At 68.9% G+C, this 17,176-nt stretch carries 10 protein-coding genes; 7 read left to right on the forward strand and 3 right to left on the reverse strand.

What is annotated here, in order from left to right:
* The first annotated feature begins 223 nt into the window (after nucleotides 1–223).
* Nucleotides 224–3,619: an AfsR/SARP family transcriptional regulator gene (locus N4G63_RS24720; protein WP_260789638.1), complete on the forward strand. Its 3,396-nt coding sequence runs from the start codon at nucleotides 224–226 to the stop codon at nucleotides 3,617–3,619.
* Between the two features lie 246 nt (nucleotides 3,620–3,865).
* Here the strand turns inward: N4G63_RS24720 and N4G63_RS24725 are convergent, their stop codons facing one another.
* A complete protein-coding gene (locus N4G63_RS24725) occupies nucleotides 3,866–4,309 on the reverse strand; it encodes a thiamine-binding protein (RefSeq protein WP_314600268.1) in 444 nt (147 codons plus the stop codon).
* 552 nt (nucleotides 4,310–4,861) lie between these two features.
* Between N4G63_RS24725 and N4G63_RS24730 the strand changes: the two genes are divergently transcribed.
* The 6 genes from N4G63_RS24730 (at nucleotide 4,862) to N4G63_RS24755 (ending at nucleotide 13,596) form a co-directional block, all read left to right on the forward strand.
* On the forward strand, nucleotides 4,862–5,497 hold the full coding sequence (locus tag N4G63_RS24730; RefSeq protein WP_260789640.1) for a response regulator transcription factor: 636 nt from the start codon (nucleotides 4,862–4,864) through the stop codon (nucleotides 5,495–5,497).
* Between the two features lie 262 nt (nucleotides 5,498–5,759).
* A complete protein-coding gene (locus N4G63_RS24735) occupies nucleotides 5,760–8,579 on the forward strand; it encodes a TonB-dependent receptor (protein ID WP_314600269.1) in 2,820 nt (939 codons plus the stop codon).
* A 65-nt stretch (nucleotides 8,580–8,644) separates the two neighbouring features.
* Nucleotides 8,645–9,436 carry a hypothetical protein gene (locus tag N4G63_RS24740; RefSeq protein WP_260789642.1) on the forward strand — a complete coding sequence of 264 codons (792 nt, stop codon included), beginning with the start codon at nucleotides 8,645–8,647 and terminating at the stop codon, nucleotides 9,434–9,436.
* 40 nt (nucleotides 9,437–9,476) lie between these two features.
* Nucleotides 9,477–10,355 carry a hypothetical protein gene (locus tag N4G63_RS24745; protein WP_260789643.1) on the forward strand — a complete coding sequence of 293 codons (879 nt, stop codon included), beginning with the start codon at nucleotides 9,477–9,479 and terminating at the stop codon, nucleotides 10,353–10,355.
* 40 nt (nucleotides 10,356–10,395) lie between these two features.
* Nucleotides 10,396–11,418, forward strand: a complete 1,023-nt coding sequence (locus N4G63_RS24750) for a hypothetical protein (RefSeq protein WP_260789644.1) — start codon at nucleotides 10,396–10,398, stop codon at nucleotides 11,416–11,418.
* 237 nt (nucleotides 11,419–11,655) lie between these two features.
* Nucleotides 11,656–13,596 (forward strand): hypothetical protein, encoded by a 1,941-nt coding sequence (locus tag N4G63_RS24755; RefSeq protein ID WP_260789645.1) that lies wholly within the window; start codon nucleotides 11,656–11,658, stop codon nucleotides 13,594–13,596.
* Nucleotides 13,597–13,611: 15 nt separating this feature from the next.
* On the opposite strand, the gene N4G63_RS24760 is transcribed toward N4G63_RS24755, so the two are convergent.
* Nucleotides 13,612–14,595, reverse strand: a complete 984-nt coding sequence (locus N4G63_RS24760) for a zinc-binding dehydrogenase (protein ID WP_314600403.1) — start codon at nucleotides 14,593–14,595, stop codon at nucleotides 13,612–13,614.
* Between the two features lie 9 nt (nucleotides 14,596–14,604).
* Nucleotides 14,605–17,067, reverse strand: a complete 2,463-nt coding sequence (locus tag N4G63_RS24765; RefSeq protein ID WP_260789646.1) for a hypothetical protein — start codon at nucleotides 17,065–17,067, stop codon at nucleotides 14,605–14,607.
* Between the last annotated feature and the right edge of the window lie 109 nt (nucleotides 17,068–17,176).

Raw genomic sequence — 17,176 nt, forward strand, 5'->3', positions numbered from 1 at the left:
CTCCATGCAGGCGGCAGCCCGGCGTGGGGCGGCCGCAGTCCCTGGTCAGGTAAAGTGGTTTTTGCCGCGGCATGGCTGCGGCTTTCTGGGTGTGACGCATCTGACCGTGCGGCACTCTCCGTTTTCTCTCCATCCCGTTTCAAAACGTACCGCCGGCACCCGCATGGCCCTGGGCCTGCACCGGCGCCGCGTGCCTGACCGCCCCTTGCGCCTGCCCGTGCCGATGCGACTCGAGGTTTTTCTGCTCGGCCGCTTCGAGGTGCGGTGTGACGGTGTGGCCATCCAGGCCTGGCCGCGCGCCGCCGTGCGCCGCCTGCTCAAGCTGCTGGCCCTGGCACCGCAGCAGCGCCTGCCGCTGGCCAGCCTGGCTGAGACACTGTGGCCGCAAGACCATGGCGAGCGCGTGCGCCAGCGCCTGCACCACCTGGTGTACCTGCTGCGCGGCACGCTCGATCCGCAAGGCCAGTGGCCCGGCCTGCTGCGCAGCAGCGACGGCGTGCTGCAGCTGGCCACCGACGCGCTGTGGGTCGATGTGCCCGCCTTCGAGCGCGCCGCCGGCCAGGCGCTGCAGGCCCATGGCGGCATGGCCACCGACAACGCCGCGCCGCCGGCCACGGCCAACACACTGGCCGAGGCCCTGGCCTTGTACGCCGGCCCGCTGCTGCCCGACGAAATCGACGACCCGGCACTGCATGGCCAGCGCCAGCAGCTGGAGCGCCTGCAGGCCGAGCTGCTGCACGCCCAGGCCGCGCTGCAGGCCCGGCGCGGCCAGGCCGAGGCGGCCATGCTGAGCCTGCAGCGCCTGCTGCAGCGCCAGCCGGCCGACGAGCGTGCGCACCGGGCGCTGATCCGCCTGTATGCCCAGGCGCAGCGCCGCCACGATGCCGAGCGCCAGTACGCCGCCTGCCGCGCCGCGCTGGCCGATGAACTGGGCGTGCTGCCCGATGCCGAAACCCACCAGGCCTACCGCGAGGCGCTGCAGGCCGATGGCGGCGCTGCCGCCGGCAGCATCACCGGCGTGCTGGGCCAGCCGGTGGTGCTGGCCGGCGCGGTGGATGCGCTGCGCCTGCGGCCGCCGGCGCCGCTGGTGCCGCTGATCGACCGCGACGCGCTGGTGGCGCAGCTGGCCGCGCGCCTGGCCGATCCCAGCACCCGCCTGCTCACCCTGGTGGGCCCGGGCGGCATGGGCAAGACCCAGCTGGCGCTGCGCCTGGCGCACGAGCTGCAGGCGCGTTACCGCCACGGCGCGGCCTTTGTCTCTTTGGCCGAGGTGGATGGCGCGGCCGGCAGCGAAGGCGTGGCCGACCGCCTGCGCCGCAGCCTGCGCCTGGCCGAGCCGGCCGGCATCGACACGCTGCAGGCCCTGGCCGATGCGCTGCGCGAGCGCCACCTGCTGCTGCTGTGCGACAACTGCGAGCACCTCACAGCGCACCTGGGCCTGCTCACCGAGCTGCTGATGCACTGCCCGTTGCTCACCGTGCTGGCCACCAGCCGGCGGCGGCTGAACCTGCGCGCCGAGCAGCTGGTGGCGGTGCCGGCGCTCACGCCCACCGCCGACTCGGGCGTGCGCCTGTTTGCGCAGCGCGCGGCGGCCGCATCGCCCGGCTTCGCGCTGGACGCCGCCAACCACGACGATGTGCAGGCCATCGTGCAGCAGCTCGACGGCCTGCCGCTGGCCATCGAACTGGTGGCCGCGCGCGTGCCGCTGCTGCCACCGTCCGCGCTGCGACGCGCGCTCGAACAAAGCCCGGCACTGGTGGCCGGCGGCGGCCCCGACCGGCCCGAGCGCCACCGCTCGATGCAGGCCTCGCTGGCCTGGAGCCGCAGCCTGCTCACGCCGCTCGAGCGCGCGGTGCTCGACCGCAGCGCACTGTTCGTGGCGCCCTTCGAGCTGGCCGCGCTGACCGCGGTGTGCGGCGATCTCAGCGCCCAGGCCGGCATCAGCGCTGCCGCGCAAAGCCTGGCCGAGCTGGGCCTGCTGGCGCGCAGCCCGGTGGCAGCAGGCGCCGCGCCGCGCTGGCAGAGGCCCCAGGCTGATGGCCAGCACGCGGGCCAGGCCGAAGGCCTGCACGCTGGCCACGCCGAAGGCCTGCTGGATGGCCAGCCCGAACACCTGCGCCATGGCGAGGCGAGCGAGGCCCTGGCGGGCGATGCGCCTCAGGCCAGCGCAGGCCAGGCCTATGTGCAGTGGTTCGCCGGCCTGGCCGGGCGCCTGGCCGCCCAGTTGCAGGCGCCCGGTGCAGGCGCGGTGCAGGCCATGGCAGCGTTTGATGCCGACCACGAGCACTTCTTTGCCGCACTGGCGCTGGCCGGGCGCTGCGGCCTGGCCGACGCGCTGTGCCAGGCGGTGCAGGGCCTGGCGCCCTACTGGTCGCGCAGCGGCGCCTGGCACCGGGCCGACCCCTGGGTGCTGCAGGCCGAGGCCGCCTCACCCACCCTGCTGCCCGCCGCCCAGGCTGCGCTGGGCCTGGCCACCAGCGCCTACTGGCACGACTGCCGGCGTTTCGATCGCACCCGCGACGCCGCGCTGCGCGTGCTGGCCATCGGCCAGGCGCAGGGTGATGCCCGGCTGCAGGCGCAGGCCACCGTGCGCCTGGCCTCGGCGCTGTACCACCTGGGCGAGGCCGAAGCCGCCATCATGGTGCTGCAGCCGCTGTGCGATCCTCCGGCCGGTCTGGCGCCCGCCTTCGGTGGCAGTTCTGGCGCCGGTGCCGTTGCCGACATCGAACCGGATGCCGCCCTGCACCGCGCGGCGCTGAACAACCTGGGCAATGCGCGCCTGTGCCGCGGCGAGCTGGCGGCCGCCCATGCCGCCTGGCAGCGCTGCGACGCGCCCTTTGACGGCCACACCTCGGCCCGGCGCGTGCCCTACCTGCACAACCTGGCGCTGGTGGCCTTCTACGAGGGCCGCAGCGACGACGCGGCGGCCTTGTCGGCCCGGGCCGAGGCCTGCGAGCAGGCCGAAGCCCCGCGCCCGCAGCGCCTGGCCCTGCTGCGCCTGCGCCGCTGCTGGATGGCCTGCTGCCGCGGCGACGTGCCCGCGGCGGCCCAGGCCCTGGGCGATGCACGCCAGGCCGTGGCCATGGGCCAGCTGGCCGCCTGGCAGCCGGTGTGCGCCGCCCACGACGGCAAGCTGGCCCTGCTGGCCGGCCAGGCCGAGCGCGCCCAGGCGCTGCTGCAGCGCGCACTCGACCAGGGCCAGGCCCATGGCCACGACCAGGGCGACCCCTGGGACACGCTGGACAGCGAGCTGTGGCTGATCCACACCCGCCTGGCGCTGGCCGGCCGCGACAGCGCGCCGCCCGCGGTGGCGCAGGCGCTGCGCCGCCTGGCCGGGCGCTTCAGCCACAGCTGGCGGCTCGAGCATGCGCGCATCCTGGAAGCCGCTGCGGCCTGGCTGCTGCGTGCCGGCCAGGCCGCGGCCGCCGGCCAGGCCTGGCAAGGCGCCCAGGCCCTGCGGCGGCAGCTCGGCCTGCCGCGCTTTGCCGCCGAGCAGGCCGCCGCGCGACGCACCCAGGCCACGCTGCACAGCCGGTTGGGCCGAGGCTGGCGCGAGACCAGCCTGGCCATGGATGCGGCCACGGCGCCGCTGGTGTGGCTGCAGGCGCAGCTGGCTTGAGCGGTTGAGCGGTTGAGCGCGTGAGCGGCTGAGCCGTGCCGCGTGCGGCGGCTGGCCCAGCGCAGGCCGCGCCCTCAAAAGAAAGCGGGGCGTCCATGGGCATGGACACCCCGGCAAACCACGTGGCCAGGAGATGGAACGCGTGGACAGCAATGCCATCCTCGGGCGAGGACGCAGCTTCAATGTAAGGCGCCGACCGGCCCGCCACCAGAGGAAATGTTCCCGAGATGCGGCCTCAGCGCCCGATCACTGGCGGAACTTGCGCACCAGGTCTTCCACCCGCGGCCCGCCGGCCTGGGCCGAACCCGCCACCTTGATGATGCTGAGCGTGCGCTCGGAGCCCGACTCCAGCGTGGCCTGGTGCACCGCCTGCAGCAGCGGCCAGACCTTCTCGGGCGGGCCTTCCACCACGGTGCCCATGGCATGCACCTCGTAGCGCAGGCCCGAGGCCTGGATCACGGCAATGGCCGCGTCCACATGCTTGTAGCGCTGCTCGGCCGTGCCGGCCGGGCGCGGGATGACCTGGATCTCGGCGATCAGGTGCTGGCCCGTGCTGGCGGCCTGCGCAGCCGGGGCGGCCTGGGCCTTTGGGGCCGTTTGGGCCTTTGGGGCTGTTGGGGCTGTTGGGGCAGTTTGGGCCCCGGCCGTGCCGGCCGCCAGCAGTGCCAGCGCCACTAGAGAGCGTGGCAACAACGAGCGTGGCAACAACGAGCGTGGCAACAGCGAATGCGCCAGCAACGAGCGCGCCAACAAAGGGCCGCTTGAGAACGATGGATATGCCATGTGCAACTCATGCAGATGGCAGGTCGGCAAGCGCACGGGGTGTTGGCACCGGCCTGAGAAAGGAACGGCCGGCCCACCCCGAAACGTGCTTCCCTGCGCGAGGATTACCTCAATCAGGTTCAAAGGGACTCTCTCAGTCGGCGCGCACCACAGGCCCGCGCCAACACCCCCAGCGGATGGCCGCGTCTTCAGCCTGGCAGGCAGGCTGGCAACGTGGCCGCGGCGATTGTAGGTCGGCCTCGGGCGCCCGGCGCTGCACGCGCGGCTAGCAGATTCACCGGCAGGAATGCTTCCCGATCTGCGAGCACGCTCTCCCTAGCTGCAAGGCTGGCCCGCGCTGGCGTGCATCGCGCAAACTGCCTGATCCGTGCGATCAGGCAGGTGGTTGATGTATTGCTGGCTCGCAAAAGACGCGTCCATTTCTGGCGCCAATGCCCGGCTCTGCCGGGGCCCGGCGCCATGAGCGCGGCGCCGATCCGTGTTGGCCTGGTCGACGACCACGCGGTGGTGCGCTTCGGCTACCGCCGGCTGCTCGAGCTGGAAGGCCTGAGCGTCGCGCTGGAGGCCGGCGATGCCGAGTCGGCCTATGCCGCGCTGGGGCGGCATGCCCGGCTGCCGGTGGATGTGCTGATCGTCGATCTGGCGCTGCCAGGCCACAGCGGCCTGGCCTTGCTGCGGCGGGTGCGCGGCCGCTGGCCCGATGCGCGGGTGCTGATCTTCACCATGCACGACGATGCCGGCACCGTCACGCAATGCCTGCGCGCCGGTGCGGCGGGCTTTGTCACCAAGAGCAGCGATCCCGAGCTGCTGATCGACGCGGTGCGCCAGGTGGCACGTGGCCAGGTGGCCTTGTCGCCCGACATCGCGGCCTTGACCGACGGGGCGCGCACGGCGCCGCATGCCGGCCTGGGCACCCGCGAGTTCGATGTGCTCAATGCGCTGCTCGATGGCCATGGCGTCGAGGCCATCGCGCTGCGCCTGCGGCTGAGCCCCAAGACCGTGGCCAACTACCAGACCACCATTCGCCAGAAGCTGGGCGTGGTGTCGGCCATGGGCCTGCTGCAGTACGCCCGGCAGCACGGGCTGCGGCACTGACGGGCCGCCTCCCCCCTGACCCTCACTGACGGTCACTGACCCTCACTGCCCCAGCCTGGCACACACCAGGTTGTTCCTGTTCGCCCATCCCTCCCGGCAAGCCAAGGCAAACCCGCACGCGTTTCGGGAGTGATTCCCTTGAGTGCGCGACGCGGCTTTCTTACCGTCGGGTGCAGCACCGGCCGATGGCCCGTGCCACATGCCGCAGCGGCCGCAGCAGCGCCACGCTGCGGCGCATCCAGGGGACGGGAGGACATCGTTGTTGCAGCGCCGCCATGCCATCGAAACCGCATGCCAATTGGCCTGGGGCCCGCGCCCTGCCGGCCGCCTGGCCGCATGGGGCCTGGCCACGGCCTGCGCCGCTGCCCTGGCGCAGCAGGCGCCGTCGTCAGCACCGGGCACGGCGCTGGATCGCGCGGCCACGCCGCCCGGCGCGCCTGCCTCGGGCCCGGCCGTGCCACGCGTGGTGGTGCAGGGCCGGCGGCCGATCGATGCCGGCCCGATGCCGGGCCTGGACCTCAGCCGCGACCAGGTGCCCGCCAACCTGCAGAGCGCGGGCAAGAAGGAGATCAAGGCCTCGCGGGCCCTGAACCTGGGCGACTACATGAACACGCAGTTGCAGGGCGTGAGCATCAACGACTACGCCGGCAACCCGTTCCAGATCGACGTCAACTACCGCGGCTTCACCGCCAGCCCGCAGATCGGCACGCCGCAGGGCTTGTCGGTGTTCTTCGACGGCATCCGCGTCAACGAGCCCTTCGGGGATGTCGTCAACTGGGACCTGATCCCGCTCAATGCCATCGACCGCTTCGATCTGTTTCCCGGCTCGAACCCGCTGTTCGGGCTGAACACGCTGGGCGGCGGCATCTCGGTGCGCAGCAAGAACGGCTTCTCGTCGGCCGGGTTCGATGGCCAGGTCTTGCTGGGCGCCTGGGGGCGCCGCCAGCTGCAGTTGTCGGGTGGTGGCCACGATGGCACGCTGGCGGGGTTCTTCGCGCTGACGCGCTTCGAGGAGAAGGGCTGGCGCGACCAGTCGCCCTCGCGCGTGAACCAGCTGTTCGGCCGTGCCGACTGGCGCGGCGAGCGCGCCTCGGCCTATGCCAGCCTGCTGTATGGCGACAACCGCCTGGTGGGCAACGGGCTGATTCCGATCGAGCTGTACCGGCAGCGGCCCGAGGCGGTGTTCACCTCGCCCGACGAAGCCCGCAACCGCCTGGTGCAGGTGTCGCTCGGCGGCCAGTACGACCTTGCCGAGCGCGTCAACCTCACCGGTCAGGTGTACCACCGCGCCAGCCGTCGCCGCGGCCTCAATGGCGACATCTACGCCGGCTTCGACGACTTTGGCGACCGCGACATCAGCGCCGATGGCACGGCGCGCAACGGCGCCACGCGCGGCGGCGGCTTCACCGGCCCGGGCGTGGTGGCCGGCACGCCCATCGGCCAGATCACCCGCACCGATCTCGACCAGCGCAGCGACGGTGGCGCGCTGCAGCTCAACTGGAACCTGCCGCGCCATGCCTTCATGCTGGGGCTGTCGATCGACCGCAACCGCACCGGCTACGACATGGCCCAGCGCCTGGGCCTGATCGATGCGTCGCACCAGGTGGATCTGGACGTGGCCGGCATCGACCCCGACTACTACGCTGCCGAGTTCGACGTGCCCGGCAACAACTTCAGCGGCAGCTCCACCACCCGCAGCCTGTACCTGCAGGAGACCTGGACGCCGACCGCCGCGTTCACGCTCACGGCGTCCGCCCGCTACAACCACACCCGGGTCAGCAGCGAGCTGCTCACCCGCAGCACCGCCGGTCAGGTGGCGCTGCACGAGCTGCGCGAGTTCAGGGCCTCGGATTTCACCGACGGGCAGGTGTTTCGCCGCAGCCGCTCGCACGAGTCGTTCGGCTACCGCTCGTTCAACCCCTCGCTGGGCCTGAACTGGCGGCCCGGCGCCGACATCAATGTGTTTGGCAACCTCAGCCGCGGCGCGCGCACACCCTCGGTGGTGGAGCTGGGCTGTGCCTTCGATCCCACCCCGGTGGAGCGGGTGCCGGGCTCGCCCGCGCTGGGCACCGCGCCACGCAGCCTCACCGGGCCGGGCTGCAACCTGCCCACCAGCCTGTCGTCCGATCCCTACCTGCCGCAGATCCGGGCCAGCTCGGGCGAGATCGGCGTGCGCCAGCGCCTGTCGGCCGGCTGGGACTGGAACATCGGCCTTTTTCGCACCGACCTGCGCAACGACATCTACTTCGTGGGGGTGGGCGACGGCCGCAGCTACTTTGACACCATCGGCAAGACCCGCCGCCAGGGTCTGGAGCTGGGCCTGAACGGCCGCCTCGGGCCGCTGGACATGACGCTGAGCTATTCGTTCACCGACGCGACATTCCAGTCGCGGTTCTACACCCTGAGCCCGCACAACAGCACGGCCGACTTCAACCAGAACTCGGGCTATGTGGGTGATGCGCAGGTGATCGGGCAAGACGTTCTGCCCACGCCGAATGCCGCGCTGAACCGGGGTTATGGCACCTACCGCATGATCCGCATCGACCCCGGTGCACGCATGCCGGGCATTCCGGCGCATGCGCTGAACCTGCGGCTCACGCACCGGCTGACGCCCAGCTGGAAGCTGGGCCTGGGCATGGTGGCGCGATCGCTGGCCTACATGCGCGGCAACGAGAACAACCTGCACCAGCCCGCCGGCAGCGACCAGGAGGTGGGGCGCTACTACTGCAGCCAGGCCGGCGGCTGCGACTTCAGCGGCTTCAGCCAGCTGCCGGTGCGCACCGGGCGGCCCTTTGCCAGCTCGGGCCGGGTGCCGGGCTATGCCGTGTTCAACCTCGATACCAGCGTTGAGCTGGGCGGCGGCCTGAGCGCCTTTGCGCAGGTGAGCAACCTGTTCAACCGCCAGTACTTCAGCGCCGGCCGGCTGGGGGTGAACCCGTTTGCGCCCAGCGTCAACGGCGCCATCGGGCCCAGCGGCTGGAACTACAACTCGAGCGAGTGGCAGAACACCTCGCTGGTGGCCCCGGGCGCGCCGCGTGCCCTGTTTGTCGGCCTGAGCTGGGAGCTCGGGGCCGGGCCCTGAGGCGGCGCGCCGTGCCACCTTGTCAACACCGGCCGCGCCGCGGCCGCCATCCCGAAGGAACGCGCATGAACCATTCGATCCGTTGCGTGGCCGCACAGCTGCTGTCGGCGCTGTGCCTGGCCGGGGCCGGGGCCGCGGCGCAGGCCGCCACGCCGGGCTTCGTCAGCCTCAGTGCCGACGGCGAGAAGGTGCTCACCCGCTGCAACCCGCGGCACCTGGCCGCACAGAACCGCTGCCGGGTCAGCAGCCTGCCGGGTGAAGCCGGCTACACGCTGGTGGCCTCGCGCAGCGCCGACATCGTGAAGAACGACGTGGTCATCGGCAAGCTGTTCGACCGGGTGTGGAAGCGCGCCGATGGCATGCACATCTTCGGTGCCCAGCTGCAGCTCAATGCCAATGCCTATGACCTGAACGGCCTGTCCTTCAATGCCAACGACCTGTTCCGCCAGGTGCTCGAGGCCCAGCCCGTGGCGGTGGCCTACCTGCAGGGCACGGCCAAGAAGGCCTTGAAGAAGGCCGGGCGCACGCTGCAAGGCCTGCACGAGGTGCCGCCGCCCGACGAAGACGCCGAGGGCCTGGCCAGCGTGGACGCCGCCGCCGATGCGGTGAACGAGCCGATCGACTTTGTCGGCCCGGCCCAGCCCGAGCGCCACAACGGCTGGGTCGACTTTCGCATCGATGCCAATGCCGCCGAGACCAGCGGCCCGAGCAGCGCGCACTCGCCCTGGCTGCTGGTGAAGACCCGCGCGCCGGCCGGCTTCTCGGTGCAGCCCTTCGCGATCCGCCTGCTGAGCTCCGACTTCCCCGATTCGTCGCAGTTCACCGAGATCTTCCTGTCGGGCTACCAGCCTCACTGAAGCGGCCACCGCGCCACCCCCCCCTCACCTGGAGACCCGCATGAACACCCGTCGCAGCTTGTCGATTCTTGCCGCCGGCCTGGCCGCGGCGGGCTTGCAGGCGCCCGCCCTGGGCGGCTTTGTCACCGTGCCGGTGCAGCCCGCCGGCAGCCAGGCGCTGCTGCCGATCAACCCGAAGATCAACCTCGACACGCCCACTGAAACCCAGAACCGCGCCAACACGCTGGGCACCGTCACCGGCGCCAACATCGGCGCGGCGCTGCCGGCCGGCACCATCCTGAAGGCCTCGCGCACGGCGCCCATCGTGGTCAACGGCGTGACCGTGGGCACGCTGCACGACCGGGTGTGGTGCCTGGGCAGCGGCAGCACCTGCAACGCCACCAACACCTACACCCTGGGCCTGCGGGTGCAGCTCAACACCAATGTCTGGAACCCCAGCGGCCAGAGCTTCGAGGTCAACGACCTGTTTCGCGCCATCCGCGCCAGCGTGGCGGCCGAAGTGGCCTACTACCGCGGCGTGGTGAACCCGCTGCCCACCTCGGCACCGGCGATTCCGCCCTTTCCCGCCACCACGCCCAGCCCCGGCAGCGACCCGAACACGGCCTCGGCGTACAAGGATCTGGAGGTGGTGGGCCGCACCCTGCAAGGCCTGTTCGAGCCCTCGGGCTCGGCCCAGTACGCGGCCAAGACCACCAACAACGCCTGGATCAACTTTCGCGCCGACGTCAACAAGGCCGACCCCGACATCAACCCGCCCTGGTCGTACAACAGCGAATGGTCGCCCTGGCTGCTGGTGCGCCAGGTCTGCCCGAGCGGCTACAACGCCACGCCGCAGGCCCTGAAGGCCAGGCTCTGGCAGGGCGGCGAAGAAGGCCAGACGCCGCAGGCGATCCTGACCTCGGCCTACGTCTGCAACTGAGTCCGGCGCCATCGCCGTGCCCAAGCCGCCGGTTCCCCCGATGCCCACCCTCGCCTCGCCGCGGCCCGCCAGCCTGCGGGCGTGGCTGGCGCCCCTGGCCGTGGCGGCGCTGGCGGTGGCCTGCGCCTGGGCATTGCTGCGCCCGGGCGTGAACGATGGCCTGGCGCCAGCGCCTGCCAGCGCAGCGCCGCGGCCGCCTGGCCCAGGCGCGGTGGTGGCGGCCGCCTTGCCGGCGCCACCGGCGCTGGCGGTGGCCGTGCCCGCCGCCGCCGCAGCGGCCGATGCCTGCCCGCTGCAATCAATGCAGCTCAGCTTCGGCCAGCAGGCCGGCCGCCGCGTGTGCATGGGCAGCACCGTGCTGCAGCAAAGCGGCAGCGTGCGGTCGTACCTGGTGCAGGCTGGCGACGCCGAGGGCTGGCGCCTGCGCATCGATCTGGTCGAGCGCCGGGTGCATGCGGTGAGCCTGAGCGCCCGTGATGGCCGCGCCTACGGCTGCGCGGCGCCCGATTGCCCGGGCGGCGTGGTGGTGTCGCAGGCGGCGGGCGGGGCGGGCCAGCTCACGCTGCGCCAGTGGCCGCTGGCGCCTGCCGCCACGGCGCGTGCCCCGGTCGATGGCGCAGCGCCGGCCGTGCAGCTGGACGCCAGCCTGCGCCTGCCCTCGGACGAGCAGGTGCCCGGCCTGGCCTGCACCGGCCCCAGCCTGAGCCTGCGCAGTGCCGACGGTGCCGTGCGCCGCTTCTGCGGGCAGGGCGGCGCCGGGGTCGAGATCACCGACCAGGGCCTGCGGCAGTACCGCTTTCACGACCACGAGGGCCGCACGCTGATGGTGGCGGTGAACGCCGATCAGCGCGTGGTGGCGGTGGCGTGGCAGGGCCTGGCCTGCCAGGGCAATGCCTGCAGCGGGGCCAGCACCGCCGCGGCCGAAGCCGGCAATGACCTGGCCGAACGCAGCTTCTTTTTTGGCCGCACGGCGCTGTTCGACACCCAGGCGCCACGCCAGGCCGGCACGGCCGCAGTGCCGGCGCTGATCGTCGACGGCACGCTGGTGATGCCGGCCCAGTAGCTCGCCCCGGTGCGCGCCCAGCCGTTTGCCCAGCCCTTTGTCCAGCCCTCTGTCCAGGCACTTGCACCGCAACCAGCCCCGTCCCCCGCCCAAGCGCCGGATGCCCCGTCAATCCACCCGCCACCGATGAACACGCCGTTTTCCACCCTGCCCTTGGCCCGCTGCACCGGCGCCACCGCCCGGCCTTGGCGCCAACGCCTGGCTGCCGCCCTGCCGGGCCGGCCCACGGGCCCTGTGATGCGCTCTTTCGCCGGCGTGGCCACGGGGCTGCTGCTGGCCCTGCTGCAAGCCTGCGGCGGTGCCGCGGGCGATGCCGAGTCGCCTGCGGCCGAGGCCCGCCTGCCCGAGCTGAGTGGCCGGGTCAGCAATGGCGCCACGGCCACCCAGGTGGCCACGCTGCAGATCACCGTGAAGGGCCAGGTGGGCACGGCGCGCACCGCCGAAGGCCGCTCGGCCGCGGTGGCCGGGGGCGACTACCTGGCCAGCCTGGACCAGCTCAGCGGCCCCTACCTGCTGAGCGACAGCGCGCTCTCGCCCTCGTCGCTGAGCCTGTACTCGGTGGCCACCCGGGCCGGCACGGCCAACCTGACGCCGCTGAGCACGCTGCTGGTGGCCGAACTGCTGGGCACCGAACCCGGGCCCTACTTCGAGGCGCTGGGCACGCGCGGCGGCTTCACGGCGGCCGACGATGCCGCGGTGGCTGCCGCCGAGCAGCGCGTGCGCCGCTACCTGAAGCGCGAGTTCGGCTTCGAGATACCTGCCAGCGTGAGCGGCTTTGCCAGCACGCCGTTCGCGCGCACCGTGGGCGACCCGATGTACGACACGCTCACCGCCCTGGTGGCGCGGGTGGGCAGCGGCGGCGACATCGGCGCCGTGGTGGCCGCACTCGGGCAGGAATCGGGGCGCTGCAAGCTCGAGCGGGTGGATGTGGTGGCGGCCGCCGGCAGCGACGACCTGTGCCCGTTCTCCAAGACCAACGAGGCCGATGCCGACGATGCCGGCGTGCGCGTGCTGCGCTTCGTGAGCCGGCGCGGCGATGTGCTGAGCGTGCGCCTGCGCGGCACCGTGGTGCTGCAGGTGCAGCGCGTTACTGCCGAAGGCGTCAGCAGCGCCTGCGAGGGCGCCGCCTGCACCGGCGTCAGCGTGGGCACGCCCGCGGGCGATCAAACCCAGACCATCGCCCTGGCCGCCACGCCCTTGCTGGGCAGCGGCGGCAGCCAGGCGCTCACCGGCACGCTGCGCACCAGCGCACCGGGCATCTCGCTGCCCGGGCTGCCCTGCACCAGCAACCGCTTCTACCTGATCCACACCGCCGCCGGCAGCGCCGAGGGCTACTGTGCCAGTGGCGACGACTTCGGCCTGGGCACCGCCGGGCAAAGCCAGCCAAGCGGCGAGACACGGCGCAACTACACCTTCAGCGACGGCATGGGCGGCCCGTCTCTCGAGGTGGTCACCCAGGGCAGCACGGTGCTGCGGGCGCTGGTGTACACGGTGTATGCCAATTCGGGCAGCGTGGCGCGCTACCAATGCCGGGGCGATTGCACGGGTGTGTCGCTGGGCGCCACCCGCGTTGACCAAAGCCTCGGTGTGCCGGTGCTGCTGCAGCCGGTGCGCTTTGACCGTGCGGTGCTGGCGGCGGTGCTGCCGGACGGCAGCTTGTCGAGCACCGATTCGGTGACGGTCGAGGCCACCCTGACCAGCTTCTATGTCAACGACCCGGCCACACCGGTGCCACAGCCGGTGGCCTGCGCGCCCGGCGCGGCGCTGGTGCTGGCCCTGCCCAGTGACCAGGGCCAGCCGGTGCCGGTGTGCGAGCCTGCCGACACCCAGGGCTTCACGCTGCGCTACGCCACGCTGGATGCCGACGGCAACACCAGCTACCTGGCCAACAGCCTGCTGAGCGATGGCTTCGGCGGCTACGCGATGGGCAACGGCATCGCGGTCACGCTCAGCCCCACCGGGGCGCTGCTGTCGGTGAGCTTCGAGCCCAGCCAGGGGCCACGCTACCAATGCCTGGGCGCCGCCTGCGCCGGGGTCAGCCTGGGCAGCCCCGACGGGCTGGGCGAGCGCAGCATCGGCTTCAACGCCACCGTGCTGCAGGAAGTGGGCAGCGCCGGCCTGCCCGCCGACCGGCGCGCCACGCTCAACGGCAGCATGATCGCGACGCCGCCGTCCTGAGCCGGGCGCCGGGGGCTACGCCGCCGGCCGCAACACCATCTTCAAGGCCCCGTCCTCGCGCCGGTCAAACAGCTCGTAGGCCCGGGCGCCTTCGCTGAGCGCCAGGCGGTGGCTGATGAAGCGCTCGGGCTTCAGGCGCCCGGCCTGCAGCAGCGGCACCAGGGCCGGCCATTCCTCGGGCACCGAGCAGGTGCCGATGCGCAGGGTGAGGCCCATGTTGAAGGCGCGCCACATCGGAAAGTTCACCATCTTGTCCTGCGCCACGCCGATCACGCTGACCGTGGCGCGGCGCCCGGCCAGGCGCAGCGCCAGACTGATGGTGGCCTCATGGCCCACGGCCTCCAGCACGCAGTCGGCCATGCAGCCTTGCGTGGCCTCGGCCAGCTGCGCGGCCAGGGTCTTGGGGTCGTCGGCGTCCAGCACGGTGGCGCCCAGGCTGGCGGCCAGCGCGCGGCGCTCGGGCACGCGGTCGATGGCAAACACGCGGCTGGCGCCCATCACGAAGGCCGATTCCACGCCCATCAGGCCGATGGGCCCCAGGCCCACCACGGCCACGGTGCTGCCGGGGCCGATGTCGGCATTGCGCGCGCCGAACCAGGCGGTGGCCTGGGCGTCGGTGAGCATCAGCGCCTGCTCGTCGCTCAGGCCTTCGGGGATGGCCCGGGCGTTGAAATCGGCCGCTGGCACGCGCAGGTACTCGGCCTGGCTGCCCTGCAGCTTGGTGCTCAGGCCGTAGCAGCTGCCGGAGTTGGTGACGCAGCGGTTTACCACGCCGGCCAGGCAGGCCGGGCACTGGCCGCAGCCCACAGCGGCCGACACCATCACGCGCTGGCCCACCTTGAGCTGGCGCACGCCGCGGCCGGCCTCCACCACCTCGCCCACGGCCTCATGGCCCACGCAGAAGCCGATGTCTTCCGAGAAACCATGGCCGAGGTAGATGTGCAGGTCGCTGCCGCAGATGGCGCGAACTGCGGCGCGGCAGTTGCGCTTCGGCGAGATTCAGCTAGCCTAATCGTCCAGTAGACCATTATCCCTAAGACTTCTAGCCACCCTAGCAAAGGACGCAGCAGAAGATTGCCGCGTACTACTCCAATCGAAGTACGGTTTAGCCTCCATGGTACTCCATGTCATGTCGAGATAGTCTAAAAATGCCCTCGCCCTATGGTATCTAGCAAGCAATCTATTGTCATTTACGTCTGAAAGCAACTTCGTACGAATATTTTCATCGAGAATATTCGTATCAAAGGCCATAGCCTCTAGAAATGAAAACTCGGCCGCCCACCTCTTATAGTGATACGCACCAACCGAGGTAACGCGGAATGCTTCCGGAAGTCCTCGCTCCCTTAATTCCTCACCCGTATCAAGAAGCCGTCTTTCAGTAGTCTCCACCAACTTTCGACGCGTCAGTTTCTGTAGATGTGCCGCAGTCTGATCAACAGTAAATCCGCTCTTCTGCATTTCGCCCAAAATTGCGGACGCGGAAATAAACCCGTCAGTTTGCGCCGTCTGCGCTCCGTCCCATGACAGGTAACCGATAATCATGAGCGAAAGAAAATGCTCCTTCTGGTCCCGATACACTAGCGAGAATACATTGGTTGCAGCAGAAGACTCCTCTTGAAAATGAGAATACTCCGACAGCAGCGCGGCTTTTGAAAACTCGTGCAATGGAACATCATAGTAACCTTGCTCGGTGATAATCTGAACAATCCGCTCCGATTCAACATTTGGACTACCCAAGTACTTTGAAACCAGTTCAATCGCCAATCGGACGTTGCCGCCACTTACATTTACGATGAATTCATTTAAATCCCGATTTCTTGCCAAGGATCGCAACAAAGCTCCAATCAGCTTGGCAAGGCTATCAACATGTAGCGTGACCCCGCCAACACGCTGCACGGGAATTTCACCTTCAGCCATCCGAAGCGCAAACTCAAGCCGCTTCTGAATTGCCTCTTCAAGCTTTGGGGGTGGGATAACAAATATCTTAGTGGGATAAGCCGAGAGGGTACCACTGCGCTTTGAGGCATGAAAGGTCTGCGGCCGCAGCGCTATGAAAACCAATGCCGCCCAGCTATCCGCAATTTCCTGAGCGATCAGAAATGCCTCCTGCTGAACCTCAAAGCTACGCTGGTCAGCATTATCAATGATGATAATTGATTGACACTTCTTCATCTGAGCAGCGTACGCGAGCGCGAGCCGTAGATGGGTCTCCCGCTTGTCAGCCAACTTTCGCATCAAGTCGATTCGTTGCTGTAAAAACTTTGGAGGATCAACCTCCTTCAACTCGGAGTTAAACCCTTCGTCGTAATCTCGCAACTCGCGCTTATATATGTCCTCCATCAACGGCTTACCTGTCAGGTTAATGCCAAATTGATCCCTGAGGGTGGCCTCCACCTGATCAAGCAAAGCATCTTTTGGCGTAGCACTCAAAGTTGCCCGGTTGCCTAAGTCAAAATATATTGAAATGGATTTTGAAAAGGCATCCTTTCCAGTAACCTGCATGAGGTGTTTTAAAAAAGTTGTCTTACCTACACCAACGTCGCCAACCAATACAACTGGCCTTTTAGCCAGCGCTTCTTGAAGAACCTGCTGAGTGAACGGCTCCGATCGCGTCGCGCCTCTCTTAGGATTAACCAGTTCTACTCGACTGCCGGGCTCACCCGAAGTAAAAAGAGCCGCGTAACGAGCGGCGATGAGATTCTTCCCAACTAGCGAGTATTGTGTGAGGGGGCCACTTTCACAATAACAACTCTCAAGAAAGTTCCGCTCCTGGTCAGTAACCCTGCCCAAATCCTCAATGACAAGAGCCGCCGCATTCTTGACCGACTCCTGAAACGCGCTGCTGTATTTGTGCTCGAAATAATTCAGGCATGTGGCGGAAATTTTCGGCGGAAGCGAAGCTGGAATCGCCCCTGTCAGCCTGTCAACTAGTCGCTTGTCTTCAACACCTTCCCTGCTTAGGACCTCGTAGATTAAATCAAACCCTCGCACAATCTCATCATAACCATCGAATACCAAAGCATCCCCCTGCAAAGGGGACTTGCCATCAAGGTTTGTAGCGAGGAAAGCGATCAACTGCGGCCCATTCGCGACAGCCACCGGACCAACTCCACGACTGGCACCATAAAGCTGTGCCTGCCGGACGGCCGCTGCCACGTCTGGATCAAAACTCATCAAGGAATTTAGAGTTACCCTTATCTTATTCTTCCTTGGCGGAATTCGGAAAGGAACCTTGGCATGCTTGGCTTCGACAATCAGTGACCGAGGTTGTCCGCATTCATAATCAGTCCTAGCTTCGTTCTCATAAACCTCTACTTTAATTTCCGAGCGAGGCCAATTTAGACACTCCTCCAAAAGCTTGTCGATGAATGAGAATCGTGTCTGAGCTTCGTTACTTAGCTCACCCAGAGGGGAAAACTCTTGGATGAGCTTTTGGAGATTGCTTCGGGCGACTGAATATTCAATTGTCATGCTTCTTGGCCAACTGTCCTCAGCGCAGATGATCGCAGAGGCCACATCAAACCGACAAGCAGAACGACTGCGTGCGACGCCAATCCACCACTCTTAAAACGTTCTTGCT

Source organism: Aquabacterium sp. OR-4 (assembly GCF_025290835.2).
Lineage (GTDB): Bacteria > Pseudomonadota > Gammaproteobacteria > Burkholderiales > Burkholderiaceae_C > Pseudaquabacterium.